24 protein-coding genes and 1 riboswitch are annotated in these 23,703 nt (G+C 65.5%); of the genes, 15 read left to right on the plus strand and 9 right to left on the minus strand.

Annotated elements, in window-relative coordinates:
- Nucleotides 1-94 precede the first annotated feature (94 nt).
- The 4 genes from YUU_RS0109480 to YUU_RS0109495 all read left to right on the plus strand — a co-directional run bounded on the left by YUU_RS0109480 (nt 95) and on the right by YUU_RS0109495 (nt 3,151).
- Entirely contained in the window at nt 95-844 is a 750-nt protein-coding gene (locus YUU_RS0109480) for an electron transfer flavoprotein subunit beta/FixA family protein (RefSeq protein WP_027522144.1), read from the plus strand.
- A complete protein-coding gene (locus YUU_RS0109485) occupies nt 844-1,788 on the plus strand; it encodes an electron transfer flavoprotein subunit alpha/FixB family protein (RefSeq protein ID WP_027522145.1) in 945 nt (314 codons plus the stop codon). Before YUU_RS0109480 ends, YUU_RS0109485 begins: the two co-directional genes overlap by 1 nt.
- Before the next feature lie 190 nt (nt 1,789-1,978).
- Nucleotides 1,979-2,860 (plus strand): 3-hydroxybutyryl-CoA dehydrogenase, encoded by an 882-nt coding sequence (locus YUU_RS0109490; protein WP_027522146.1) that lies wholly within the window; start codon nt 1,979-1,981, stop codon nt 2,858-2,860.
- Nucleotides 2,861-2,956: 96 nt separating this feature from the next.
- Nucleotides 2,957-3,151, plus strand: coding sequence for a hypothetical protein (locus YUU_RS0109495; RefSeq protein WP_027522147.1), 195 nt, complete (start codon nt 2,957-2,959; stop codon nt 3,149-3,151).
- On the opposite strand, the gene YUU_RS0109500 is transcribed toward YUU_RS0109495, so the two are convergent.
- Nucleotides 3,148-3,837: a TlpA disulfide reductase family protein gene (locus YUU_RS0109500; protein ID WP_035661910.1), complete on the minus strand. Its 690-nt coding sequence runs from the start codon at nt 3,835-3,837 to the stop codon at nt 3,148-3,150. The two genes, YUU_RS0109495 and YUU_RS0109500, sit on opposite strands and share 4 nt — an antisense overlap.
- Nucleotides 3,838-3,955: 118 nt before the next feature.
- Here YUU_RS0109500 and argH point away from each other — a divergent pair, with 118 nt between their 5' ends.
- The 3 genes from argH (at nt 3,956) to lysA (ending at nt 7,029) form a co-directional block, all read left to right on the plus strand.
- Nucleotides 3,956-5,353, plus strand: a complete 1,398-nt coding sequence (gene argH, locus YUU_RS0109505) for an argininosuccinate lyase (protein ID WP_027522149.1) — start codon at nt 3,956-3,958, stop codon at nt 5,351-5,353.
- A gap of 93 nt (nt 5,354-5,446) precedes the next feature.
- Nucleotides 5,447-5,740, plus strand: coding sequence for a lipoprotein (locus YUU_RS0109510; protein ID WP_027522150.1), 294 nt, complete (start codon nt 5,447-5,449; stop codon nt 5,738-5,740).
- Between the two features lie 23 nt (nt 5,741-5,763).
- Complete coding sequence (gene lysA / locus YUU_RS0109515) at nt 5,764-7,029, plus strand: diaminopimelate decarboxylase (protein ID WP_027522151.1); 1,266 nt, start codon at nt 5,764-5,766, stop codon at nt 7,027-7,029.
- A gap of 127 nt (nt 7,030-7,156) precedes the next feature.
- Here the strand turns inward: lysA and YUU_RS0109520 are convergent, their stop codons facing one another.
- Together YUU_RS0109520 and YUU_RS0109525 are read right to left on the minus strand one after the other, a co-directional pair.
- A complete protein-coding gene (locus YUU_RS0109520; protein WP_027522152.1) occupies nt 7,157-8,047 on the minus strand; it encodes an NAD(P)-dependent oxidoreductase in 891 nt (296 codons plus the stop codon).
- Nucleotides 8,048-8,277: 230 nt separating this feature from the next.
- Entirely contained in the window at nt 8,278-8,661 is a 384-nt protein-coding gene (locus tag YUU_RS0109525) for a carboxymuconolactone decarboxylase family protein (protein WP_008567285.1), read from the minus strand.
- Nucleotides 8,662-8,830: 169 nt separating this feature from the next.
- Between YUU_RS0109525 and YUU_RS0109530 the strand changes: the two genes are divergently transcribed.
- Nucleotides 8,831-11,455 carry a TIGR02302 family protein gene (locus YUU_RS0109530; protein WP_027522153.1) on the plus strand — a complete coding sequence of 875 codons (2,625 nt, stop codon included), beginning with the start codon at nt 8,831-8,833 and terminating at the stop codon, nt 11,453-11,455.
- A 245-nt stretch (nt 11,456-11,700) separates the two neighbouring features.
- Here the strand turns inward: YUU_RS0109530 and YUU_RS0109535 are convergent, their stop codons facing one another.
- Nucleotides 11,701-12,075: a response regulator gene (locus YUU_RS0109535; protein ID WP_027522154.1), complete on the minus strand. Its 375-nt coding sequence runs from the start codon at nt 12,073-12,075 to the stop codon at nt 11,701-11,703.
- Nucleotides 12,076-12,109: 34 nt separating this feature from the next.
- Nucleotides 12,110-12,967, minus strand: a complete 858-nt coding sequence (locus YUU_RS0109540; protein WP_027522155.1) for an MJ0042-type zinc finger domain-containing protein — start codon at nt 12,965-12,967, stop codon at nt 12,110-12,112.
- 163 nt (nt 12,968-13,130) lie between these two features.
- On the opposite strand from YUU_RS0109540, the gene ftsE reads away from it, so the two are divergent.
- From ftsE to YUU_RS0109560, 4 genes are all read left to right on the plus strand, one after another.
- Nucleotides 13,131-13,790, plus strand: coding sequence for a cell division ATP-binding protein FtsE (gene ftsE, locus YUU_RS0109545; RefSeq protein ID WP_027522156.1), 660 nt, complete (start codon nt 13,131-13,133; stop codon nt 13,788-13,790).
- Nucleotides 13,783-14,751: an ABC transporter permease gene (locus YUU_RS0109550; RefSeq protein WP_027522157.1), complete on the plus strand. Its 969-nt coding sequence runs from the start codon at nt 13,783-13,785 to the stop codon at nt 14,749-14,751. The genes ftsE and YUU_RS0109550 overlap by 8 nt, the downstream gene beginning before the upstream one ends.
- A gap of 77 nt (nt 14,752-14,828) precedes the next feature.
- On the plus strand, nt 14,829-15,533 hold the full coding sequence (locus YUU_RS0109555; RefSeq protein ID WP_027522158.1) for a YdcF family protein: 705 nt from the start codon (nt 14,829-14,831) through the stop codon (nt 15,531-15,533).
- A gap of 8 nt (nt 15,534-15,541) precedes the next feature.
- Nucleotides 15,542-16,315 (plus strand): 1-acyl-sn-glycerol-3-phosphate acyltransferase, encoded by a 774-nt coding sequence (locus YUU_RS0109560; protein WP_027522159.1) that lies wholly within the window; start codon nt 15,542-15,544, stop codon nt 16,313-16,315.
- On the opposite strand, the gene YUU_RS0109565 is transcribed toward YUU_RS0109560, so the two are convergent.
- Entirely contained in the window at nt 16,312-16,923 is a 612-nt protein-coding gene (locus tag YUU_RS0109565) for a gamma-glutamylcyclotransferase (RefSeq protein WP_027522160.1), read from the minus strand. The genes YUU_RS0109560 and YUU_RS0109565 overlap by 4 nt on opposite strands.
- A gap of 110 nt (nt 16,924-17,033) precedes the next feature.
- Here YUU_RS0109565 and YUU_RS0109570 point away from each other — a divergent pair, with 110 nt between their 5' ends.
- Complete coding sequence (locus YUU_RS0109570) at nt 17,034-18,218, plus strand: DUF2125 domain-containing protein (protein WP_027522161.1); 1,185 nt, start codon at nt 17,034-17,036, stop codon at nt 18,216-18,218.
- Nucleotides 18,219-18,362: 144 nt separating this feature from the next.
- On the opposite strand, the gene YUU_RS0109575 is transcribed toward YUU_RS0109570, so the two are convergent.
- The 3 genes from YUU_RS0109575 to YUU_RS0109585 are packed head-to-tail and all read right to left on the minus strand — an operon-like array spanning nt 18,363 to nt 21,280.
- Nucleotides 18,363-19,298, minus strand: a complete 936-nt coding sequence (locus YUU_RS0109575) for a prephenate/arogenate dehydrogenase family protein (RefSeq protein ID WP_027522162.1) — start codon at nt 19,296-19,298, stop codon at nt 18,363-18,365.
- Complete coding sequence (gene hisC, locus YUU_RS0109580) at nt 19,295-20,392, minus strand: histidinol-phosphate transaminase (protein ID WP_027522163.1); 1,098 nt, start codon at nt 20,390-20,392, stop codon at nt 19,295-19,297. The genes YUU_RS0109575 and hisC overlap by 4 nt, the downstream gene beginning before the upstream one ends.
- A gap of 30 nt (nt 20,393-20,422) precedes the next feature.
- Nucleotides 20,423-21,280: a chorismate mutase gene (locus YUU_RS0109585; RefSeq protein WP_027522164.1), complete on the minus strand. Its 858-nt coding sequence runs from the start codon at nt 21,278-21,280 to the stop codon at nt 20,423-20,425.
- A 191-nt stretch (nt 21,281-21,471) separates the two neighbouring features.
- Nucleotides 21,472-21,551, plus strand: a riboswitch (SAM riboswitch).
- A gap of 90 nt (nt 21,552-21,641) precedes the next feature.
- Here YUU_RS0109585 and YUU_RS0109590 point away from each other — a divergent pair.
- Together YUU_RS0109590 and metW are read left to right on the plus strand one after the other, a co-directional pair.
- Nucleotides 21,642-22,841 (plus strand): homoserine O-acetyltransferase, encoded by a 1,200-nt coding sequence (locus tag YUU_RS0109590; protein ID WP_027522165.1) that lies wholly within the window; start codon nt 21,642-21,644, stop codon nt 22,839-22,841.
- 2 nt (nt 22,842-22,843) lie between these two features.
- Nucleotides 22,844-23,506 carry a methionine biosynthesis protein MetW gene (gene metW, locus YUU_RS0109595; RefSeq protein ID WP_027522166.1) on the plus strand — a complete coding sequence of 221 codons (663 nt, stop codon included), beginning with the start codon at nt 22,844-22,846 and terminating at the stop codon, nt 23,504-23,506.
- Nucleotides 23,507-23,703: the final 197 nt, after the last annotated feature.

Here is a 23,703-nt window from a genome sequence, read left to right on the forward strand (position 1 = left end):
TTGGGCCTCCGCGCGCGTTGACCGGACTGGGCCGGGCCATTAGGTTCCGCGCCAGTTGATAACCCCCCTCAAGAATTCAAGTGAAAGAGGATCGATGAAGGTCTTAGTGCCGGTAAAGCGGGTGGTCGATTACAACGTCAAGGTCCGCGTCAAGGGCGATGGATCGGGCGTTGAACTCGCCAACGTCAAGATGTCGATGAACCCATTCGACGAAATCGCGGTCGAGGAAGCGCTGCGCCTGAAGGAAGGCGGCAAGGCCACCGAGGTCGTGGTGGTGTCCATTGGACCGGCGCAGGCGTCGGAGACGATCCGCACCGGTCTTGCCATGGGCGCCGACCGCGGCATCCTGGTGAAGGCGGACGGCAATGTGGAGCCGTTGGCGGTCGCCAAGATCCTGAAGAAGGTCGCCGAGGAAGAGCAGCCGGGCTTGATCATTCTGGGCAAGCAGGCGATCGACGACGACAGCAACCAGACCGGCCAGATGCTGGCCGCTCTGCTTGGCTGGTCGCAGGCGACGTTTGCCTCCAAGCTCGAGGTCGAAGGCAGCGACTTCAAGGTCACCCGCGAGGTCGATGGCGGCCTGCAGACGGTGAAGCTGAAGGGACCGGCGATCGTCACCACCGATCTCCGTCTCAACGAGCCGCGTTATGCCTCGCTGCCCAACATCATGAAGGCGAAGAAGAAGCCGATCGCGGAGAAGACCGTCGCCGATTACGGCGTCGATGTCACCGCGCGCCTTGAAGTTCTCAAGACGACGGAGCCACCGGGCCGCAAGGCCGGCGTCAAGGTCAAGGACGTCGCCGAGCTGGTGTCGAAACTCAAGAACGAAGCCGGGGTGCTCTGATGACGACGCTTCTGATTGCTGAACACGACAATGCGTCGCTGAAGGACGCTACCAACAAGGCCCTGACGGCGGCCGCCGCCCTCGGCGCCGACGTCGACGTGCTGGTGGCCGGCCAGAACGCCAAGGGCGCGGCGGACGCCGCCGCGAAGCTCGCAGGCGTGAAGAAGGTGCTGCTCGCCGACGGCGAGGCTTACGCGCACGATCTCGCCGAGCCGCTGGCCGCGCTGATCGTCTCGCTGGCATCCGGCTATGACGCGATCGTCGCGCCCGCGACCTCGCGCTTCAAGAACGTGATGCCGCGCGTCGCGGCGCTGCTCGACGTCATGCAGGTCTCGGAGATCATCAAGGTTGTCGCGCCCGACACCTTCGAGCGTCCGATCTATGCCGGCAACGCCATCCAGACGGTGAAGTCGAAGGACGCCAAGAAGGTCATCACGGTGCGCACCTCGACCTTCGCCGCCGCACCGGCCGGTGGCAGCGCGAGCGTCGAGAGCATCGCGGCGGCGGCCGATCCGGCCCTGTCGTCCTTCGTCGGCGAGGAAGTCGCCAAGAGCGACCGTCCCGAGCTGACCTCGGCGAAAATCATCGTGTCCGGTGGCCGCGCCATGCAAAGCCGGGAAAACTTCGCAAAATACATCGAGCCGCTCGCCGACAAGCTGGGCGCCGGTGTCGGTGCCTCGCGCGCGGCGGTCGACGCGGGCTATGCGCCGAACGACTGGCAGGTCGGCCAGACCGGCAAGGTCGTGGCCCCCGAGCTCTACGTCGCCGTCGGCATTTCCGGCGCGATCCAGCATCTCGCCGGCATGAAGGACTCCAAGGTGATCGTCGCGATCAACAAGGACGAGGACGCGCCGATCTTCCAGGTCGCCGACTACGGCCTGGTTGCCGACCTCTACCAGGCGGTTCCTGAGCTCACGGCCGAACTCGGCAAGCTCGGCAAGTAAAACACCGTAAAAACACCGGCCGGATGTCCCAACTCCGGCCGGTGTTTCATTTCTGAGGCGGTTTCTTTCGCGGGGGCACGCGGAAGGGCGCGATCCAATCTAGGTTTCGAGCCCGGGTTCTGATTAAATCGGACCCTCGGCTCACGGGGGATAGGCAGGGCGCGGCATCCGCGCCGTTCCGGTGGATGACATTATGGCAGAGATCAAGAAGGTCGGCGTGATCGGCGCGGGGCAGATGGGCAATGGCATTGCCCATGTCGCGGCGCTGGCCGGTTTCGACGTGGTGCTCAACGACATCTCGGCCGACCGTTTGAAGTCGGGTATGGCCACCATCAACGGCAATCTGTCGCGCCAGGTCTCCAAGAAGGCCGTCAGCGAGGACGACAAGGCCAAGGCGCTGTCGCGCATCACCCTCGCCGAGAAGCTCGATGACCTCGCCGACTGCGACCTCGTGATCGAGACCGCGGTCGAGAAGGAGGAGGTCAAGCGCAAGATTTTCCACGAGCTTTGCGCCGTTCTGAAGCCCGAAGCGATCGTCGCCTCCGACACCTCCACGATCTCGATCACCCGTCTGGCCGCGGCCACCGACCGCCCCGAGCGCTTCATCGGCATTCATTTCATGAATCCGGTGCCTTTGATGGAGCTGGTCGAACTGATCCGCGGCATCGCCACCGATGACTCCACCTTCGAGGCCTCCAAGGCATTCGTCGCCAAGCTCGGCAAGCAGGTCGCGGTCTCCGAGGATTTCCCGGCCTTCATCGTCAACCGCATTCTGCTGCCGATGATCAACGAGGCGATCTACACGCTCTATGAAGGTGTCGGAAACGTCGAGGCGATCGACGCGGCGATGAAGCTGGGCGCGCATCATCCGATGGGCCCGCTGGAGCTGGCCGATTTCATCGGCCTCGATACCTGCCTCTCAATCATGCAGGTGCTGCATGAGGGGCTGGCCGACTCAAAATACCGCCCGTGCCCGCTGCTGGTGAAATACGTCGAAGCCGGCTGGCTCGGCCGCAAGACGCAGCGCGGCTTCTACGACTACCGCGGCGCCAAGCCGGTCCCGACGCGGTAAGCCGGTCCATTCAACAGGTCCGCTTCGCGCTTGACGGCCCCGCTCACCTCTCGTTAACCCCTCGCGCCTAGGCTGCCGCCGTACGAGGGTCTGCGTATGGACATGATGGCCATGGTCAGCAGCATGCTGACCGCTCAGCAAGGCGCGTTGCAGTCGAACATCGCGGCGACCGTGACGAAGCAGAACATGGATGCGGAGAAATCCGCCGTCCTGACCCTGCTCGGCGCCAGCCAGCCCTCGCTCGCCAATGTCGGCGCCGGCATCGGCAACAATCTCAACGTCACAGCTTAAAGCGACGCGGCGGCCGGCTTCATTGCCGCCTGGATCAGCCCCAGCGCGTCGTCGCTGGACCATTCTGCGGGGCCGGCGATCGTGGCGATCTCGCAGCCTTGCGGGTCGACCAGCACCGAGGTCGGCATGCCCAGTGCCCGGCCTATGGCTTTAAGATCCTGAAAGGTCTTGGCTTTCTGGTCACTGAAGTAGCCGAGGCGGGTGATGCCGGCCTCTTTCAGGAAGTTTTTGGGCTTCTCGGGGTCGCGGGTGTCGATATTGATTGCCACCACCTGGAAATTCTCGCTGCCCAGCGTGACCTGGAGCCCTTCCAGCGCCGGCATCTCCTTGCGGCAGGGCACGCACCAGGTCGCCCAGAGGTTCACCAGCACCGTCTTGCCGCGGAAATCGGACAGCTTTTTCGGCTTGCCCTCGGCGTCCTCGAAGGCGAGGTCCGGCAGCTTCAACGGCGCGGTCGCCATGGTCAGCGCGGCCACCTCGCCGTGGGCGAGCGGCGCGATCCTATTGGCGGTCTGGACCGCGGCGCGGCAGACCGGATCGCCCGCTGGCCCCCGCTTCAGGCCCAACCCGTACAGCGCGGCAAAGCCGACCAGGCCCCCGACCGCCACGGTGGCGATCACGAGGGGGATCCGGCGCGTGGCAGAGCGCGCTTTCCGCTGGTCGAGCATATCGTTGGGGTCGAGCATATCGTTTGTCATCCGGTCGCAGATATGGCTATCAGGGGCCTCTTAATACGGCTGGCAGCAGTCAGCAAACGTGCGGCACGGCCGCAGCAAGCGAGAAGCAAGGCGTGAGCAGGGGATCATGAGCAACAAGATGTGGGGCGGCCGGTTCTCGGAACGTCCCGATGAGATCATGGAGGAAATCAACGTCTCCATCGACGTCGATCGTCACCTCTTCGCCCAGGACATTGCCGCGTCCAAGGCCCATGCCGCGATGCTCGCTACGCAGGGCATCATCACGGCCTCTGATGCGAAAAATATCGGCAAGGGTCTAGACACGATTTTGTCAGAGATCGGCAAGGGAGGCTTCGAGTTCAAGCGCGCGCTCGAGGACATCCATATGAATGTCGAGAGCCGTCTGTCCGAGCTGATCGGCCCCGCCGCCGGCCGCCTGCACACCGCGCGGTCGCGCAACGACCAGGTCGCGACCGACTTCCGCCTGTTCGTCCGCGACATCATCGACGAGACGGATGCCGCACTCGCCGCGTTCCAAGAGGCGCTGGTGGAACGCGCGATGGAACATGCCGGGACCGTGATGCCTGGCTTCACGCATTTGCAGACCGCGCAGCCCGTCACCTTCGGCCACCACCTGCTCGCCTATGTCGAGATGGCCGCGCGCGATCGCGGCCGCTTCCAGGATGCCCGCAAGCGGCTGAATGAATCTCCGCTGGGTGCCGCAGCGCTCGCCGGTACCTCGTTCCCGATCGACCGCCACGCCACTGCAAAAGCGCTTGCCTTCGACCGGCCGATGGCGAATTCGCTCGATGCGGTCTCCGACCGCGACTTCGTGCTGGAGACGCTGTCGGCGGCCTCGATCTGCGCCGTGCACATGTCGCGCTTTGCGGAAGAAATCGTGATCTGGACCTCGCCGCTCGTGGGCCTCATCCGCCTCAGCGACAAGTTCACCACCGGCTCGTCGATCATGCCGCAGAAGCGCAATCCTGACGCCGCCGAGCTCGTGCGCGCCAAGACGGGGCGCGTCATCGGTGCGCTCAATGGCCTCCTGATCGTGATGAAGGGCCTGCCGCTCGCCTATCAAAAGGACATGCAGGAGGACAAGCAGGGCGCGATGGAAGGCTTTGCCGCGCTGTCGCTCGCGATCCGCGCCATGACCGGCATGGTCCGCGACCTCGTGCCGGATGAAGCGAAGATGAAGGCGGCCGCGGGCGAAGGCTATGCCACCGCGACTGATCTTGCCGACTGGCTGGTGCGGACGCTGAAGATGCCGTTCCGCGAGGCCCATCACGTCACCGGCCGGATCGTGGCAAAGGCCGCGAGCGACGGCGTCGCGCTCCACGAGCTCCCGCTCAAGGAGATGCAGGCGATCGAGCCAAAAATCACCAAGGATGTGCTCGGCGTGCTCTCGGTCGAATCGTCGGTGAAGAGCCGCACCAGCTTTGGCGGCACGGCGCCGAAGAACGTGACGGCGCAGGCCAAGGCCTGGGCGAAGCGCTTGGAAAAAGAGCGAAAATCTGGCTGAGAGCAAAATTTCGCTTGTTTTTCATGGTCATCCGGCTCTCGCCAGAGCGAGCCAATCTCTGTATGGTGCGGCCCGCGTAGTGGGGATCTCGTCGTGACGTCAAAGTTTCGCCCGACCGGCTCGGGGTGGGTCATCATTGTCTTGAGCCTGAGCGCGTTGGCGCTGGCCGGCTGCGGCCGCAAGGGTCCGCTGGACCTGCCGCCGACCGCGTCCAGTGCGTCCACGGCGAATGTCGCCCCGGCGCCCACCGATACTGAGACCGAGGCCCAGAAGACGCCGAGCGTGTTCAATCCCACCTACGGCGCGGATGCCGCGCCCGCCGCTGCCAAGGGCAAGAAGAAATCGTTTGTCCTCGATCCGCTGCTGGACGAAAAGCCCGGCAGATGAGCCGGGATGACTGAGCGAACGCCATGAACCATTTCGACTACCGCAACGGCGTCCTGCACGCCGAAGCGGTGAACCTTTCCGATCTCGCCGCGAGCGTCGGCACGCCCTTCTATTGCTACTCGACCGCGACGCTCGAGCGGCACTATCGCGTCTTCGCCGATGCCTTCGCCGGCGAGAAGGTGCTGGTCTGCTACGCCATGAAGGCGAACTCCAACCAGTCGGTGCTGCGCACGCTGGCCAAGCTGGGGGCGGGTGCCGACGTGGTCTCGGGCGGCGAGTTGAAGCGTGCGCTTGCTGCCGGCATCCCCCCAAGCAAGATCCTGTTCTCCGGCGTCGGCAAGACCGAGACCGAGCTGCGCGCCGCGCTTGCCGCCGACATTCTCTGCATCAATGTCGAATCCGAGCCTGAGCTCGAGCTGTTGTCTCGCCTTGCCAGCGAGATGGGCAGGACCGCGCGCATCTCCGTGCGCGTCAATCCGGATGTCGATGCCGGCACGCACGCAAAAATCTCCACCGGCAAGTCCGAGAACAAGTTCGGCATCCCGATCGTCCACGCCCGACAGGTGTATGCACGGGCAGCGAAGCTGCCCGGCATCGAGGTGACCGGCACCGACGTGCATATCGGCAGCCAGATCACCGATCTGTCCAAGATGGAGATCGCGTTCCGCATCCTCGCCGAATTCGTTCAGACGCTGCGCGCCGATGGCCACAACATCTCGCATGTCGATTTCGGCGGTGGCCTCGGCATTCCCTATTACATGGACCGCGAGGCGCCGCCCGCGCCCGACGCCTATGCCGCGATGGTCAGGCGCATCACGCACAATCTCGGCTGCACGCTGATGTTCGAGCCGGGCCGCATGATCGTCGGCAATGCCGGCATCCTGGTCACCAAGGTGATCTACGTGAAGCACGGCGACGGCAAGAATTTCGTCATCATCGACGCCGCGATGAACGACCTGATCCGTCCGACGCTCTATGAGGCCCATCACGACATCCTGCCGGTTGCGCAGCCCGCCGCCGGCGCGCCGACGATTCTGGCCGACGTCGTGGGGCCCGTCTGCGAGACCGGCGATTACCTCGCGCTCGATCGCACGCTGCCGACGCCGAAGCCGGGCGATCTCCTCGCCATCATGACCTCAGGCGCCTACGGCGCCGTGCAGGCCGGCACCTACAACACGCGGCCGCTGGTGCCGGAGGTGCTGGTCAAGGGCGACCAGTATGCGGTGGTGCGTCCCCGCATCGATGTCGAGCAGCTCATCGCCATGGATACGCCCGCGCCATGGCTGTGAGGCTGTCGTAGCGAAAACCCTCAAAACAACCCCATGCAAAGTCGCCTGGGGGTTTCCAATCTTACGCACGGTCACAGCGCGGAAACGTTTGGTGTGTCGGGCAAATCTGCGGCGATCGCCGCGAAGGCTATGTCTTCCCGCCGACCACCACCCCGGCCCTCTTCTCGATCGGCTTGATCGCCGCGGTGAAATCCGAACCCGCGCCTTCCTCGCTGATGACGGTCTCCCAGAGACGCCCGACCGCGTCCGCGACCTCCATCGACAGGCCGAGCTGCTTCATCTCCTCGAGCGCCAGGCGCACGTCCTTCACCATCAGCCCGGTGGCGAAGCCGAAGTCGAAGCTGCGCGGCAGCACCGAGCGCGGAAACTTGTCGCGGCTTGCGGTGTTCATGCCCGAGCCCGCATTGATGACGTCGATCATCACGGCGGGATCGAGCCCGGCCTTCACGCCCATCACCACCGCTTCCGATGTCGCCACGATCGCGGTCGCCGAAAGGAAATTGTTGGCGAGCTTCATGGTCTGAGCCGCGCCCGGCTTCTCGCCGATGAAAAACACCTTTCCGATCACGCCGAGCGCGGCCTTGATGGTCTCGAAGTCGCTCCTGGGACCTGAGACCATCACAGCCAGCGTGCCTTTCTCGGCACCGGCGACGCCGCCCGAAACGGGGCTGTCGATCTGCACGATGTTGCGCGTCGCCAGCAGGCCGTGAATCCTGACCGCCATCTGCGAGCCGACGGTCGACAGATCGACGAAGCGTTTGACGCGCTTGCCGTCGATCACGCCGTTGGCGCCGGTTGCGACGTCGAGCGAAGCCTGCAGCGACGGCAGGCTCGCCAGCACGGTCTCGACCCGGTCGGCAACGTCCTTCGGCGACGTTGCCACCATTGCGCCGCGCGCCACCAGCGTGTCGAGGACCTCTTTCCGCGTATCGAACGCAACGAGCCGATGCCCCGCCTCGATCAGCCGCCGCGCCATCGGAAAGCCCATGTTTCCGAGGCCGATGAATCCGATGTCCATGGTGTTTCCTTGTGTTTGTTGTTCTAAGTGCGGAGCGCCAAGTATTCAGTGTCGTCCCCGCGAAAGCGAGGACCCAACCCCAGGGAGGAGTCGTGGTGCGAAGTGCTAACTCCGAGTCCCCGCAACCACATCTGCTTGTGTTGATGGGTCCCGGGCTCGCGCGGAGCCTGTCATCGGGCCGCGCTTTGCGCGGACCCGGTGGCGCGCCCCGGGACGACGAGTGAGGGACCTCACGCCTTGCCATCGATCTCCGCAAACACCTCGCGCGCGATGCGAAAACTGTCGACCGCGGCCGGCATGCCGCCGTAGATTGCGACCTGCATCAGGATCTCGCGGATTTCGTCGCGGGTGACGCCATTGGTCAGCGCGCCCTTCAGGTGCGCGCGGAACTCGTGCTGGCGGTTGAGGATCGCGATCATGGCGATGTTGAGCATGCTGCGGGTCTTGCGCGGCAGCTCCTCACGGCCCCACACTGTGCCCCAGCAATATTCGTTGAGCATCTCCTGGAACGGCCGGTTGAAGTCGTCGACGTTCTTCAGGGCATTGTTGACATAGGCCTCGCCCAGCACTGCTTTGCGAACTTCCAGCCCTTTGTCGTGCATCTTCTTGTCCATGGCGTTCCTTTTATCTTGCCTGACGGATGGTGGCCGAACCTACGGTGCCGAACACAACCAGTCACTCCTTCGTGTTATGCACCGCTCGGGTGCGGGGTCCCGTAGAGGAACGGGTGCCTCACTGCTGCCGTTGTGGTAGGGTGTTGTTCCGGGCAACCTGGAGAGCTGATTGAACGGCGTCACCCCCGACCCATCAGACCCGATCCGCGATGGCAACGCTTTATCGCGGCTGAAGCTGGCGCAGGCCCTCAAGCGGGCCACATATGCGATCGCCTGGGAGCGCGCCTGGCCGCATCTGGCGCGGTTCTTGACCGTTGTCGGACTGTTTCTGGTGGTATCCTGGGCTGGCCTCTGGCTGGCGCTGCCCTTCATCGCCCGCGCGATCGGACTTGGCCTGTTTGCCGTCGCGGCGCTCGCCGCCCTGTTCCCGTTGATTCGCTTCCGCTGGCCAAGTCGCGAGCAGGGGCTGAGCCGGCTGGACAACGGCTCCGGCATCCGCCACCGCCCGGCGACGACGCTCACCGACACCTTGAGCACGCAGGATCCGGTCTCGCAGGCGCTGTGGCAGGCGCAGCGCGAGCGCACGCTGGCCTCGCTCAAGCGCATCCGCGCCGGATTGCCGCATCCGCGGCTCGCCATCCACGACCCCTGGGCGTTGCGCGCGCTGGTCGTGGTGATGCTGGTTGCGACCTTCTTCGCCGCCGGCGACGAGCGCGCCATGCGTATGGGCGCCGCGTTCGACTGGAACGGCGTGCTGGCGCCGACGAATATCCGCGTCGACGCCTGGGTCACCCCGCCGGTCTACACCTCCAAGCCGCCGATCATCCTGTCGGCCGCCAACAAGGAGGCCGCGGCGCTTCCCGCGAGCGGTCCGCTCGCCGTTCCGGCCGGCTCGACGCTGATCGTGCGCTCCTCCGGCGGCAGCCTCGATGTCGTGGTCTCCGGCGGCCTCAAGGAAGTTGCGCCGAACGAACAGGCTCCGAAGGGCACCAACGAGAAGCATTTTGCCATCGCGAGCGACGGCACGGCGCATGTCCGCGCGCCCTCCGGCCAGCCGCAATGGAAGTTCGCGGCGACGCCCGACCGGCCGCCGACGATTTCGCTGGCCAAGGATCCCGAACGTCAGGCCAGAGGCGCGCTGCAGCTCTCCTACAAGATCGAGGATGATTACGGCGTCACCGGCGCCGAGGCGCAATTCGCCGTGCGTCCGTCCGAGGCGCAGAAGCCCGACGAGCAGAAGGCCGCGCCCCGGCCGCTGTTCCAGCCGCCGCAATTCGCACTCGTGCTGCCGAACGCGCGCACCCGCAACGGCCTCGGCCAGACCGTCAAGGACCTCAGCGAGGATCCCTATGCCGGCGCCGACGTCGCGCTGACATTGACCGCCAAGGACGAGGCGGGCAATGAGGCGAAGAGCGACCCCTTCAACATGCGCCTGCCCGAGCGTCTCTTCACCAAGCCGCTGGCGCGCGCGCTGATCGAGCAGCGCCGCATCCTGGCGCTCGATGCCAACAAGAACTCCGACGTGTATGTCGCGCTCGATGCGCTGATGATTGCGCCGGAATTGTTCACGCCCGAAACCGGGCAATATCTCGGGCTCTACACCGTCGCGAGGCAGCTCGAGGCTGCCCGCACCGACGACTCGCTGCGCGAGGTCGTTGCGAGCCTCTGGGCGCTCGCGGTGACGATCGAGGACGGCAACATCACCGATGTCGACAAGGCGCTGCGGGCGGCGCAGGACGCGCTCAAGCAGGCGCTGGAGCGCGGCGCGAGCGACGAGGAGATCAAGAAGCTCACCCAGGATCTGCGTCAGGCGCTGGACAATTTCATGCGCCAGCTCGCCGAGCAGTTCCGCAACAATCCGCAGCAGCTCGCCCGTCCGCTTGATCCCAACACGAAGATCATGCGCCAGCAGGATCTCAACAACATGATCGACCGCATGGAGCGCCTGTCGCGTTCCGGCGACAAGGATGCGGCCAAGCAGTTGCTCGACCAGCTCCAGCAGATGCTGGAGGGCTTGCAGATGGCGCAGCCGGGCCAGAGCGGCGAGAGCGACATGGAGCAGGCGCTCAACGAGCTCGGCGACATGATCCGCAAGCAGCAGCAATTGCGCGACAAGACCTTCAAGCAGGGCCAGGATTCCCGGCGCGACCGCATGCGCGGCAAGCAGGGTCAGCAGGGCGATCAGTCGATGTCCGACCTGCAGCAGGACCAGCAGGCGCTGCGCGACCGCTTGAAGAAACTCCAGGATGAGCTTCAGAAGCGCGGCCTCGCGCAGAACGGCCAAAAGGGTCAGAAGGGCCAGAAAGGCCAAAAGGGTCAGCAAGGCGAGCAGGGACAACCGGGCCAGCAGGGCCAGGGCGGCGATGAGGATGCCGACCAGGGCGATGATGACGGCGGTCTCGATGCTGCCGACAACGCCATGGGCGATGCCGGCTCCAAGCTTGGCGAAGGCAATGCCGATGGTGCCGTGGACTCGCAAGGCAAGGCGCTCGATGCGATGCGCAAGGGTGCGCAGAAGATGGCCGAGGCCATGCAGCAGGGCGACGGCGATGGCCAGGGCGATGGCCCCGGCAATCGCGCCGGCCGCCAGCAGAGCGGTGGTAACCAGACCGACCCGCTCGGCCGGCCCTTGCACGGCCGCGAGTTCAGCGACGACTACACGGTGAAGATCCCCGGCGAGATCGACGTCCAGCGCGCCCGCCGCATCCTCGAAGAGCTCCGCCGCCGCCTGGGCGACCCCTCGCGCCCGCAGATCGAGCTCGACTATCTCGAGCGGCTGCTGAAGGATTTTTGAGAGGATCAGTTTTCGCCGGTCGCGCTACGTATATTGACGCACGATGTCTTCCCCAAGGTCGTCCTGGCGAAAGCCAGGACCCATCACCCCAGGGAGTAGTTTGGCGAAGACTCGTCGTCCGGTACTGCTATCGATCCCACGGAGAGATCACGCAGTATGGGTCCTGGCCTTCGCCAGGACGACACCGTGCATGTGGGACCGGACTCGTGTCACTGCGGCAGGAACGCTGCGGGTGAGCAGCGCCCTTACCCCTTCTTCGCCGCGAGCGCGTCGGCGACTGCGGTGCGAATATCCGCCACCGAAAATGGCTTCGTCACCACGTCGTGCACCAGCGCATCCAGGTTCGACGCGCGCTCGCGCTGATCGGCGAAACCCGTCATCAGCAAGATCGTCAGGTCCGGAAAATCGCGCGCGGCCGAGAGTGCGAGCGCGATGCCGTCCATCACGGGCATCTGGATGTCGGTGAGCAGAAGGTCGAACGCGCCGTCCTCGCGCGTCAGGATCTCCAGCGCTTCGGCGCCGTCCTGTGCGGTGACGGTCTGGTGGCCGTCCATGGCGATGGCACGCGCCACCAGCGTGCGCATGGACTCCTCGTCATCGGCGATCAGCACCTTTGGCATCGGGCCAAACCTTTGCGGAAACGGGCAGCGCCGGTTACGCGCTGCCGCCGGCGATGTCACGCCGGTTGAAGAAACGAATATCGATATTGCGGCCTTCAGGTGGCGGCGAGGCGAGGCGCGACTTGAAGAGGGCGCGCTCGCCGGGATGCAGCACGGTCTGCTCCAGCACCGCGTTCCAGGCGTAGATCTCGGCGCCTTGCGCGTCGCGCACGGCGAAGCGCAGGCGGGGAATGTCGACCGCCTTACGGGTCTCGCCGACGATCGCGCCCTCGATCACCAGCACCTGCTTGCCGTCCACGGTCTCCGAAGTCACCTTGACGTCCCTGAAGGCGAGGCCGCGCAGGTTCACCTCGATGCCGATCATCTTGTAGAACGCCGCGGTCTGCGGCAGCAGCCGGACCATGTCGGCGCGCCAGACCAAAAGCGCTACGGCCAGCGCGCCCATGGCAGCGCAGGTCGGCAGGCCGAAAGAGGATCTTCGCGGCTGCCGGCTCACCGGACGAGCGACCCGGGCCCGGCGACGGAACAACCCGCGGAACCAGGACTGATGCGGCTCTCCGGCCAATTCGTCGTCGGAGGCCTCGGCCTCCGACCAGTCGTCGTCCTTGGTCTCCTCGGTAGGCCAGTCACTGGCGATCGAAGGGCTGTCGACCACCGGCGTGTCGGCGGCCTCCTCGCGGGCGTCGGTGTTCCACTGCTCCGCGAGATCGGACCGGTCCTCGGGGTGGCTCGCCGCGGCCATGGCCGCCACCTGCACTTCCTCGACGGCGTCCTCGGGCCGTGCCACCCAGGTCTCCTTGCAGCGGGAGCAGCGCACGGTGCGCCCATTCACCCCAAGGCTTGCGAGCTTGATGGCGTAGGATGTCGTACAATGGGGGCATACGATGTGCATGGACCAGCCTCGGCGATGACCCAGCCGTAGCGGAACCGGGCTCATTCAATGCTACAAGGCGACCGTTAACGAATCGGAAACCATAACGGCCGCACAAGGCTTTCATCGCATGCGGCAGAGTTTTGCGGCGTGCGCCGCGCCCCACCTCGAACGGAGCTGAGCCTTGGTTCGGTTCGAAAATGTCGGATTGCGTTACGGTCTGGGGCCGGAGATTCTGCGCGACCTGAGCTTCCAGATCCCGGCGCACTCCTTCCAGTTCCTCACCGGGCCCTCCGGCGCCGGCAAGACCTCGCTGCTGCGCCTCTTGTTCCTGTCGCTGCGGCCGACCCGCGGCCTCGTCAACCTGTTCGGCCACGACATCTCGCTGCTCGGCAAGGACGAGATCGCCGACTTGCGCAAGCGCATCGGCATCGTGCTGCAGGATTTTCGCCTGCTCGACCACATGACGACCTATGAGAACGTCGCGCTGCCGTTCCGCGTGATGGGCCGCAGCGAATCCAGCTACCGCAAGGAGGTCATCGATCTGCTCCGCTGGGTCGGTCTCGGCGAGCGCATGGACGCGCTGCCGCCGATCCTGTCGGGCGGCGAGAAGCAGCGCGCGGCGATCGCGCGCGCGGTGATCTCGCGGCCGCAGCTCCTGCTCGCGGACGAGCCGACCGGCAGCGTCGATCCGACGCTTGGTCGGCGCCTGCTGCGGCTCTTCATCGAATTGAACAAGTCCGGTACCGCCGTCATCATCGCGACCCACGATATCGGGTTGATGGACCAGTACGAGGCGCGCCGGCTCGTGCTGCACCAGGGACGGTTGCACGTCTATGAATAGGACCGACGAGCGCGGCGTCTTCGTCGACCTCGGACAGGAGCGTCCGCAGGTCCCGCCGAAAGCGCGCAACATGTCGCCGATCGTGCCGCGCGCCTCGATCCATGGCCGCGCGCTGGTTGCGGTCGTCGCGATCATGACCTTCCTTGCCTCGATGACCACGGGCATGGTGCTCTTGGTGAGCGCGTCGGCGGCCGAATGGCAGTCAAATGTCGCGAGCGAAATCACCATCCAGGTCCGCCCCCAGGCCGGGCGCGACATCGAGCGTGACACCACTGCCGTGACGGAAGCGATGCGCGCGCAGGCTGGCATCGTCGAGGTCAAGCCGTTCAGCAAGGACGAATCCGGCAAGCTGCTCGAGCCCTGGCTCGGCACCGGCCTATCGATGGACGACCTTCCGGTGCCGCGCATGATCATCGCCCGCGTGCAGCCGGGCACAACGCTCGATCTCGCCGCCTTGCGCAGCCGCGTGGCGCAGATCGCTCCAAGCGCGAGCGTCGACGATCACCGCGCCTGGATCGAGCGCATGCGCTCGATGACCAATGCCACCGTGCTCGCCGGCCTCGGCATCCTCGCGCTCGTCATCGTCGCGACCATCATCTCGGTGTCGTTCGCAACGCGCGGGGCGATGGCCGCCAACCGCCCGATCGTCGAGGTCCTGCATTTCGTCGGCGCCGGCGACCGCTACATCGCCAACCGCTTCCTGCGGCATTTCCTCCGCCTCGGCCTCGAAGGTGGCGTGATCGGCGGCGGCATCGCCATGCTGGTGTTCGGCTTCTCCGAGTCGATCGCCGGCTGGTTCTCCGGCACGCCGGTCGGCGACCAATTTGCCGCCCTGCTCGGCACCTTCTCATTGCGGCCGTCGGGTTACGTCGTGCTCGCGGTGCAGGCGGTCCTGATCGGCGCGATCACGGCGGTGGCGTCGCGCCAGACGCTGTTCGCGACGCTGAACGATGTCGAATAGGGCGCGGCGCGTCAAACCGGACTCCACTTCATCCAAAAACGTTCTAAAATTGCCAGGGGAAGGGACTGCCACATCATATGACCTCGCCGACCGACGATCGATCGCCGAAGTTGCCGCGCGGCTGGCTACGCGCGACCGTCGTGTCGGCGCTCGCGATCGCCTTCGTCGGCGCCGCGGCGGGTTTCGTCGCGTTCCTGTCCCAGATGCGCGGCGCCGAGCTGGCGCCGGACCGCAAGGCGGACGGCATCGTGGTCCTGACCGGCGGATCGTCGCGGGTGTCGGATGCGATGGAGCTGCTCGCTGCGGGCTACGGCCGGAGGCTCCTGATCTCGGGCGTGCACCCGACCTCTACGGTCAGCGATATCTCGCGGACCCTGCCGGAGAACCAAACCTACATGCGCTGCTGCGTCGATCTCGATCGCTATGCGGTCTCGACCCGCGGCAATGCCGCTGAGACGCGGCGCTGGGCGCATGAGCGTGGGTTCAAGTCGTTGATCGTGGTGACCTCGAACTATCACATGCCGCGCGCGCTGGTGGAATTCTCGCACGCGATGCCGGAGATCGCGCTGATCCCGTTTGCGGTGGTCGGCGACAAGTGGCGCGATGAGCCGTGGTGGACCTCGTCCTCGACGCTGCGGCTGCTGTTGTCGGAATATGTCAAATACATCGCCGCCGAGCTGCGCGTGCGGCTCGAGGATTTCGGGATTGACGTTTCGCCTGAAGTGTCGGAGCAGCCTCCTGGCGTGCAGCCGAAACGGCCCGCCACCGCACAGGCCAATTAGGATCGTTGATGTTCTTGCTCTTCCTGCGTTCGCTCGTTTTCAACGTGCTGTTCTACGCCGTCCTGGTGTTCTGGGCGATCATCGCGCTGCCGACCTTCCTGATGTCGCCGCGCGCGATGCTGACGGTCGCCGAATGGTGGGCGAACTCGACGCTGTTTCTGATGCGGGTGATCTGCAACATCAAGGTGGAATTCAGGGGCGTGGAGAAGATCCCGGCGGGGCCGCTGGTGATCGCGTCAAAGCACCAGTCGTTCTGGGAGACGTTCGGGCTGCTGCACTTCTTCGACCGGCCGATCTTCATCCTCAAGCGCCAGCTCATGCACATTCCGGTGTTCGGTCAGTTCCTGGGCAAGACCGGCATGATCGCGATCGATCGCAGCGCCGGCGTCAAGGCGCTCCTGGACATGACGCGGCGGGCGCGCGATGCGGTGCGCTCCGGCCGCCAGCTCGTGATCTTCCCGGAAGGCACCCGCCGCGCGCCCGGCGCGCCGCCGGACTACAAGACGGGCTTTGCCCAGATCTATTCGGCCTGCGGCGTGCCGTGCCTGCCGATCGCGCTCAACTCCGGGCTGTTCTGGCCGCGCCGCACCTTCATGCGCTATCCCGGCACGCTGGTGGTGGAATTCCTGGATCCGCTGCCGCCGGGCCTGCCGAAGGACGAGTACATCGCGCGCGTGCGCGGCGCGATCGAGGAGGCCACGGCGCGCATCGTCGAAGCCGGACGGAAGGAGCAGGAGCAGCTCATCGGCAGTGCGCCGAGCTACGTGCCTTCTCGCAGCTAGCGCTCGTCGCGCTCGTTGGTGGGAGCCGGATCATGCAGGGAATGCGCATCGTTGTGCAGGAGAGTCGCAAGCTGATGCAGCTGCGTATCGCGAAAACCTTCGGCCTCGATCGCCTTCACCGTCGCGGTGACGTAGTCGCGATTGGCGCCGGATTGGCCGTGACCCTGCAGCACGTGGCGGTGCTGCTGGGCAAGCGACAGGCGTCCCGCATATTGCACATGGCCGCGATCGACAACGTAGGCGAGCGCACTGACACGCTGCCGCGCGTCATTCTCCAGCCACACCGAGCGCATGACCTCGCGATAGACCGAGGTAACCTGCTCGCGCTCGCGCAAGTAAGCGACCACATCGGCACGGCTCTTCGCAGCGACGCGGAAGGCGATGCCGCGGCAGGCGCCGCCGCGGTCGAGCCCGAGCACGAGGCCCGGCTTCTCCGGCGTGCCGCGATGGACGAAGGAATAGACGCAGAGCGCGCGATGCTCGCCGACCAGGCGCGCGGGCACGCGTTCCTCGAATTCGAAGCCCGGGCGCCACATCAGCGAGCCATAGCCGAACACCCAGAGGTCGCCGGTGGTCGTCGTGACGGAGGGGAGGGTATTTTCGGACATGTTTGGCACCGCTACCAGACCCCGCCGTCCAGGCGAAGCGAATTCTCCACCTTTTGCAGCAAGCTAACCTCGCTTACATTTGCCATCATCTGGGGTCAAAGGGTCGCCGCATGTCCGATATGACCGTTGCCGCCAGGCGGCGCCCCCGCTGGGGCCTTTTCATCGCGCCCATCCTCCTCTTGATTCTCGCCGTCGCCTGGAGCGGCTTCTGGTTCTATGCCGCTTCCCAGGCCGAAGTGGCTGCCGACGCGTGGCGCGCCCAGGAGGCCAAGTCAGGCCGTATCTATGATTGCGCCAAGCGCTCGATCGCCGGCTTCCCGTTCCGCTTCGAGGTGCAATGTTCCGGTGCCAGCGTCTCGCTGGTCTCGCAGACCGCGAGCAAGACGCCGTTCACGGCCAAGCTCGACAACATCCTGGTCGTTGCCCAGGTCTATGATCCCAAGCTCGTGATCGCCGAATTCACCGCACCGGCGACGCTGACCGACGGCGTTACGCAGACGTCCTTCGTGGTGAACTGGAGCAAGGGCCGCAGCAGCGTGGTGGGCCTGCCGGCCGTGCCGGATCACGCCTCGATCGTGTTCGACGATCCCGCCATCAATCGCGTCGACGGCTCGGTGCAGGTACCGGTTGCCAAGGCCAGGCAGGTGGAGCTGCACGGACGTCTCGCCGAGGGATCCTCGCGCGACAATCCCATCATCGAAACCGTGCTCGAGATCGCGCAAGGCAGCATCCAGGGGGTGCATCCGCTGCTCGCCGAGCCGTTCGAAGCGGACGTGCGTTCGAAGATCACGGGGCTGAAAGATTTTGCGCCAAAGCCGTGGCCGCAGCGTTTCCGCGAGCTGCAGGCCGCCGGCGGCCATATCGAGATCGTACAGTCGCGTATTCAGCAGGGCGAGTTGATCGCGGTCGCGGCCGGCACGCTCGGCATCTCGGCCAACGGCCGCCTCGACGGTGAATTGCAGATGACGGTGACGGGCCTCGAGCGCGTGATCCCCGCACTTGGCATCGACAAAATGTTGGAAGAGGGCGTGCCGCAGGCAACCCTTGACCGCGTCGCGCCGGGCGTGAAGTCGCAGGACCTCAACAACCTCTTCGGCGCGCTCGACCGCGCCATCCCCGGCCTCGGCAAGGTCGTGAAGCAGAACGCCAATGTCGGCGTTGCCGCAGGCATCAACGCGCTCGGCACCGAAAGCATGCTGGAAGGCAAGAAGGCGCGCAGCTTCCCGCTTCGCTTCGCCGATGGCGCCGTGATGCTCGGCGCGCTGAAGGTCGCGCAGCTCCCGCCGCTGTATTGATTTCCCGTCATTGCGAGCCACCGGGTCCGCGCGTAGCGCGGCCCGATGACAGGCTCCGCGAAGCAATCCAGAAAGCCTCCGCGGAGGTAGTCTGGATTGCCTCGTCGCTTCGCTCCTCGCAATGACGGAGGAGAGATTTGTGACCTACTGCTTCGTCAGCGGCGGATGCGGACGGCCGAAATCCGGCGCCGCCGAATCCTGGCCGATCTCGACGATGCCGCGGCGGATGGCGCGGGTGCGGGTGAAGTGGTCGAACAATGCCTCGCCGTCACCGCGACGGATCGCGCGCGTGAGTTTTGCGAGGTCCTCGTTGAAGGTGCCGAGCATCTCCAGCACGGCCTCCTTGTTGGCGAGGAAGACGTCGCGCCACATCGTCGGATCGGACGCCGCGATGCGCGTGAAGTCGCGAAAGCCGCCGGCGGAGAACTTGATCACCTCGGACTCCGTCACCTGTTGCAGCTCGTCGGCGGTGCCGACGATGGTGTAGGCGATCAGATGGGGCAGATGGCTGGTGATCGCGAGCACGAGATCGTGATGATCTGGTGTCATGATCTCGACCTTGGCGCCGAGCGCGGCCCAGAACGCGCGCAATCGATCGACGGCGGCTGCGTCGACGCCCTCGGGTGGCGTGAGGATGCACCAGCGATTGATGAACAACTCGGCGAAGCCGGAATCCGGGCCCGAATGCTCGGTGCCCGCGACAGGATGCGCGGGGACAAAATGAATGCCCTGCGGGAGGTGCGGCGCCATGTCCCTGACGATCGCGCCCTTGACCGAGCCGACGTCGGAGATGATCGCGCCCGGCTTCAGATGCGCAGCGATCTCCTGCGCCACGGGGCCGCAGGCGCCGACGGGAATGCAGAGGATGACGAGGTCGGCGTCCTTCACTGCCTCGATATTGGTTGCGACCACGTGATCGACGATGCCGAGCTCGGCGACGCGCGCCCGCGTCCCCTCCGAGCGCGCCGTGGTGACGATCTCATTGGCAAGGCCCTGGAGCTTCGCGGCTCGCGCGATCGAGCCGCCGATCAGGCCGAAGCCGATCAGTGCGACGCGCTGGAAGTGCGGGGCGACGCTCATTTGCCCCCCATGAAGTCGCGCAGGCCTTCGACCACGAGGCGATTGGCTTCCTCGGTGCCGATCGTCATGCGCAGTGAATGGGGCAGGCCGTAGTTCTTCAGTGCGCGCAGCACCAGTCCCCGTTTGGTCAGGAAGGCGTCGGCTTCATCCGAGGTCCTGCCCTTGTCGGCCGGGAAATGGATCAGCACGAAGTTGGCTACGCTCGGCGTCACCTTCAGCCCGAGCTTGCCGATCTCCTCGGTCAGCCAGTTGCGCCAGGTCTCGGTGAATTGCTTCGACATCTGCTGATGCGCGGCGTCCTCGATCGCGGCGACCGCGGCATACATCGCCGGCGTCGAGACATTGAACGGACCGCGGATGCGGTTCACCGCATCGATGATGTGCGCAGGACCGAACATCCAGCCGACGCGCAGCGCGGCGAGGCCGTGGATCTTGGAGAAGGTGTGCGTCACGACCGTGTTCTCGGTGGTCGCGACCAGCTCGATCCCCATCTCGTAGTCGTTGCGAGACACGTAGTCGCAATAGGCGGCGTCGAGCACGAGCAGCACGTGCGACGGCAGGCCGGCCCGCAGGCGCTTGACCTCGTCGAACGGCAGATAGGTGCCGGTCGGATTGTTGGGGTTGGCGAGCCAGACGAGCTTGGTGCGCGGCGTCACCGCTTTCAGGATGGCGTCGACGTCGGCGGTGAAGTTCGCCTCCGCCGCCACGATGTTCCTGGCACCGTTCGCCATGGTCGCGATCGGGTAGACCAGGAAGCCGTGGGTGGTGGAGATCGCTTCATCGCCCCGGCTGAGATAGGTGTGGGCGAGCAGATTGAGGATCTCGTCCGAGCCGGCGCCGCAGATGATGCGGTCGGGATCGAGACCATAGATGCGGCCGATCGCTTCGCGCAGCACGCGCGAGGTGCCTTCCGGATAGTCCTCCAGATGCGTCGCCACATGCGTGAACGCCTCGATCGCCTTGGGCGAGGGCCCGAACGGCGTCTCGTTCGCCGACAGCTTGAACACCTTGCGGCCCGGCTCCGGCACCGGGCTCTTGCCGGGCGTATAGGGCGCAATATCGAGAATGCCGGGATTCGGCACGGGGCGGGACATCGTCTACTCCGGAAAGGATGCGGGGCGGCCTCAAGCCACGTCAGATCTGGCCGTCCCGGTCGGGGGCACCGTATAGCGCGTTGCGTGGCCGCCGACGAGAGCCGACGAGCGGACCGAGGCGCCGGCGCGGATCAGGGCCATTTTGATCTTCTCGAAGCCGATGCCAGTCTCCGACACCAGCAGCGCAGCGCCGTCGAAGGCGGTATCGGGCACCGCGACGATGTCGGCGAGCGGCGCCAGCGCCCTCGCCGTGTCGGCGTTCCAGCCGGACACGCGCACGCTCCAGGTCTGGACCTCCGTGACCATGGCATCGTCGGCGACACGCGAGATCACGAAGACGGGCAGCGCGGCCGGATGGTCGGCGCGCTCGAGGAAGGGCAGCCGCGCGATGATTTTCGGCGCGCCCTCGGCCTCGAGCTCGCTCCACCATGGCGTGCGGCTCGAGATCGCCGAGACCAGAGCCAAATCACCCTTCGATTTCGCCAACGCCTCGACGGCGGCCTGTGCGCTGAAATGCGGCACATAGGGCGTCGTGAAGCCGAAATGGAATCGCGCCGAATCTCGCATCGCGGACTCGCCGACCGAGACGTCGGCATGCACCGAGAACGGCGCCTGCACATAAGTGAAGGTCGAGATGATGACGCGCCAGATGCTCTCGATCGTGTCGAGCGGCAGGATGCCGCGATGGCGCTCGACGAGGCGGCGCATCATGCTGGCCTCGCGCGCCGGCCGGAAGGCCGAGCCGACCTCCTGCGTCTGCTTCGCCTGGATCAGGCGATCGATGATGTCGCCGCGCTGCATCAGCAGGCGATGCACTTCCTCGTCGATCGCATCGATCTCCTTGCGCAATTCCTGGAGCGATGGTGGCGCGGGCGGACGCTGGGACATATCTGTCGGTCTGTCAGGGGCTCGTGAAAGGCGGATCGGCCGGGCCGGATCCGCCGGCGCTATGGGTCTTGATTAGGCAGGATGGACGCCGAAAGCAAAGAGAAATGGCGGCCATTTCGCCTGACATCGCAGGGCCTCATTTGGTTAATCGGCGCCTCGGCTTGACGAATAGCGCGCCAGCAACTAGTTTTTGCCTGTTCCGTGGTCATTTGAGCCGGCCGGCTTGCAGCCACGTTAAAAAACTCGCTAAACAGGCCGGGGACGCATCCGATCCCGGCCGAACCTATCGTTCAGGCCGGGTTTTTTATGGCCTGATGTCAGCGGCGGCTTGAGGGCCGTCGCCAACGAGGTCGATGGTCAGATGGTTGGCGTCACGACGGTACCGAGCCCAGCGATCGCCGAGGAGCGCTCGCACGAGGCGGATCATCCGAGCTCGCAGGTTGCGCATTTCGGCGCGGACCAGCCGTTGTCGCTCGATTGCGGGATCGACCTCAGCCCGTTCCAGATCGCCTACCAGACCTATGGCGAGCTCAACGCCGAGCGCTCCAACGCCGTGCTGATCTGCCATGCGCTGACCGGCGACCAGCATGTCGCAAATGTGCACCCCGTCACCGGCAAGCCCGGATGGTGGGAGACCCTGGTCGGGCCGGGCCGTCCTCTTGATCCTCAACGCTACTTCATCATCTGCGCCAACGTCATCGGCGGCTGCATGGGGTCGACGGGACCTGCCTCGCTCAATCCGGCGACGGGCAAGGTGTGGGGCCTGGATTTTCCGATCATCACCATCCCCGACATGGTGCGCGCGCAGGCGATGCTGATCGATCGCCTCGGCATCGAGACGCTGTTTGCGGTGGTCGGCGGCTCGATGGGCGGCATGCAGGTGCTGCAATGGACCGCGGCCTATCCTGAGCGCGTGTTCTCCGCGCTCGCGATCGCCTGCTCGACGCGGCACTCCGCGCAGAACATCGCCTTCCACGAGCTCGGCCGCCAGGCCGTGATGGCCGATCCCGACTGGCACAATGGCCGCTATGCCGATCACGGCATCCATCCGCATCGCGGGCTCGCGGTGGCACGGATGGCTGCGCACATCACCTACCTCTCGGATGCGGCGCTACACCGCAAGTTCGGCCGGCGCATGCAGGACCGCGAGCTGCCGACGTTCTCGTTCGATGCGGATTTCCAGGTCGAGAGCTATCTGCGCTATCAGGGCTCGTCCTTCGTCGAGCGTTTCGATGCCAACAGCTATCTCTATCTGACACGGGCGATGGACTATTTCGACATCGCCGGCGACCATGACGGCGTGCTGGCGAAGGCGTTTGCCGGCGTCAAGACGCGCTTCTGCGTGGTGTCCTTCACCAGCGACTGGCTGTTCCCGACCTCGGAATCGCGCGCGCTGGTGCACGCGCTCAACGCGTCGAGCGCGCGGGTGTCGTTCGCCGAGATCGAGACCGATCGCGGCCACGACGCCTTCCTGCTCGACGTCCCCGAATTCTTCGATATCTCCCGTGCGTTCCTACAATCGGCGGGCAAGGCGCGCGGCCTCAACGGCAAGGGCAGCTGACGATGTCTGTGCAAGAAGTGCTGCCGCTCGACGGCCTTGCGGCTGAACAGGAAGGTCACTACCGCGCCGATCATCTGCTGGTTGCGGAGATGGTCAGGCGCGGCTCGAAGGTGCTCGACGTCGGCTGTGGCGACGGCGACCTGCTGCAGCTCCTGGAAAACCGCGGCATCGACGGCCGCGGCATCGAGCTGTCGCGCGAGGGCGTCAACCGCTGCGTCGCCAAGGGGCTCGCGGTGGTGCAGGGCGACGCCGACACCGACCTCGTCAACTATCCCGACGACGCCTTCGACTACGTCATCCTATCGCAGACGCTCCAGGCGACGCGGCAGCCGAGGGTGGTGCTGGAAAATCTCCTGCGCATCGGCCACCGCGCGATCGTGTCGTTCCCGAACTTCGGTTACTGGAAGATGCGCCTGCAGCTCCTGATCGGCGGCCATATGCCGCGCACGGAGAATCTGCCCGCGACCTGGTACGACACCGCCAACATCCATTTCTGCACCATCAAGGATTTCGTCCAGCTCTGCGACGAGATCGGCGTGAAGATGGAGCGCGCGGAAGCGCTCGATCTCTACGGCCGCCCGTTGCGGCTCAGATTGCCGTGGTGGGTGTGGAATCTGTTCGGCGAACAGGGCGTGTTTCTGCTGAGCCGCGGCGGTGGGAAGTAAAATCAGCTGACCCTCACCCTGAGGAGCGCGCTCTTGGCGCGCGTCTCGAAGGGCGAGGCCACTGGCGGGGCCTTCATCCTTCGAGACGCGCGTTCCGCGCTCCTCAGGATGAGGGGCTGATGCTTACACCTCGTCATTGCGAGCGCAGCGAAGCAATCCAGAGTCTTTCCGCGGAGGGATTCTGGATTGCTTCGCTG

Origin of the sequence: Bradyrhizobium sp. Ec3.3 (assembly GCF_000472925.1) — a bacterium.
Taxonomy (GTDB): Bacteria; Pseudomonadota; Alphaproteobacteria; order Rhizobiales; family Xanthobacteraceae; genus Bradyrhizobium.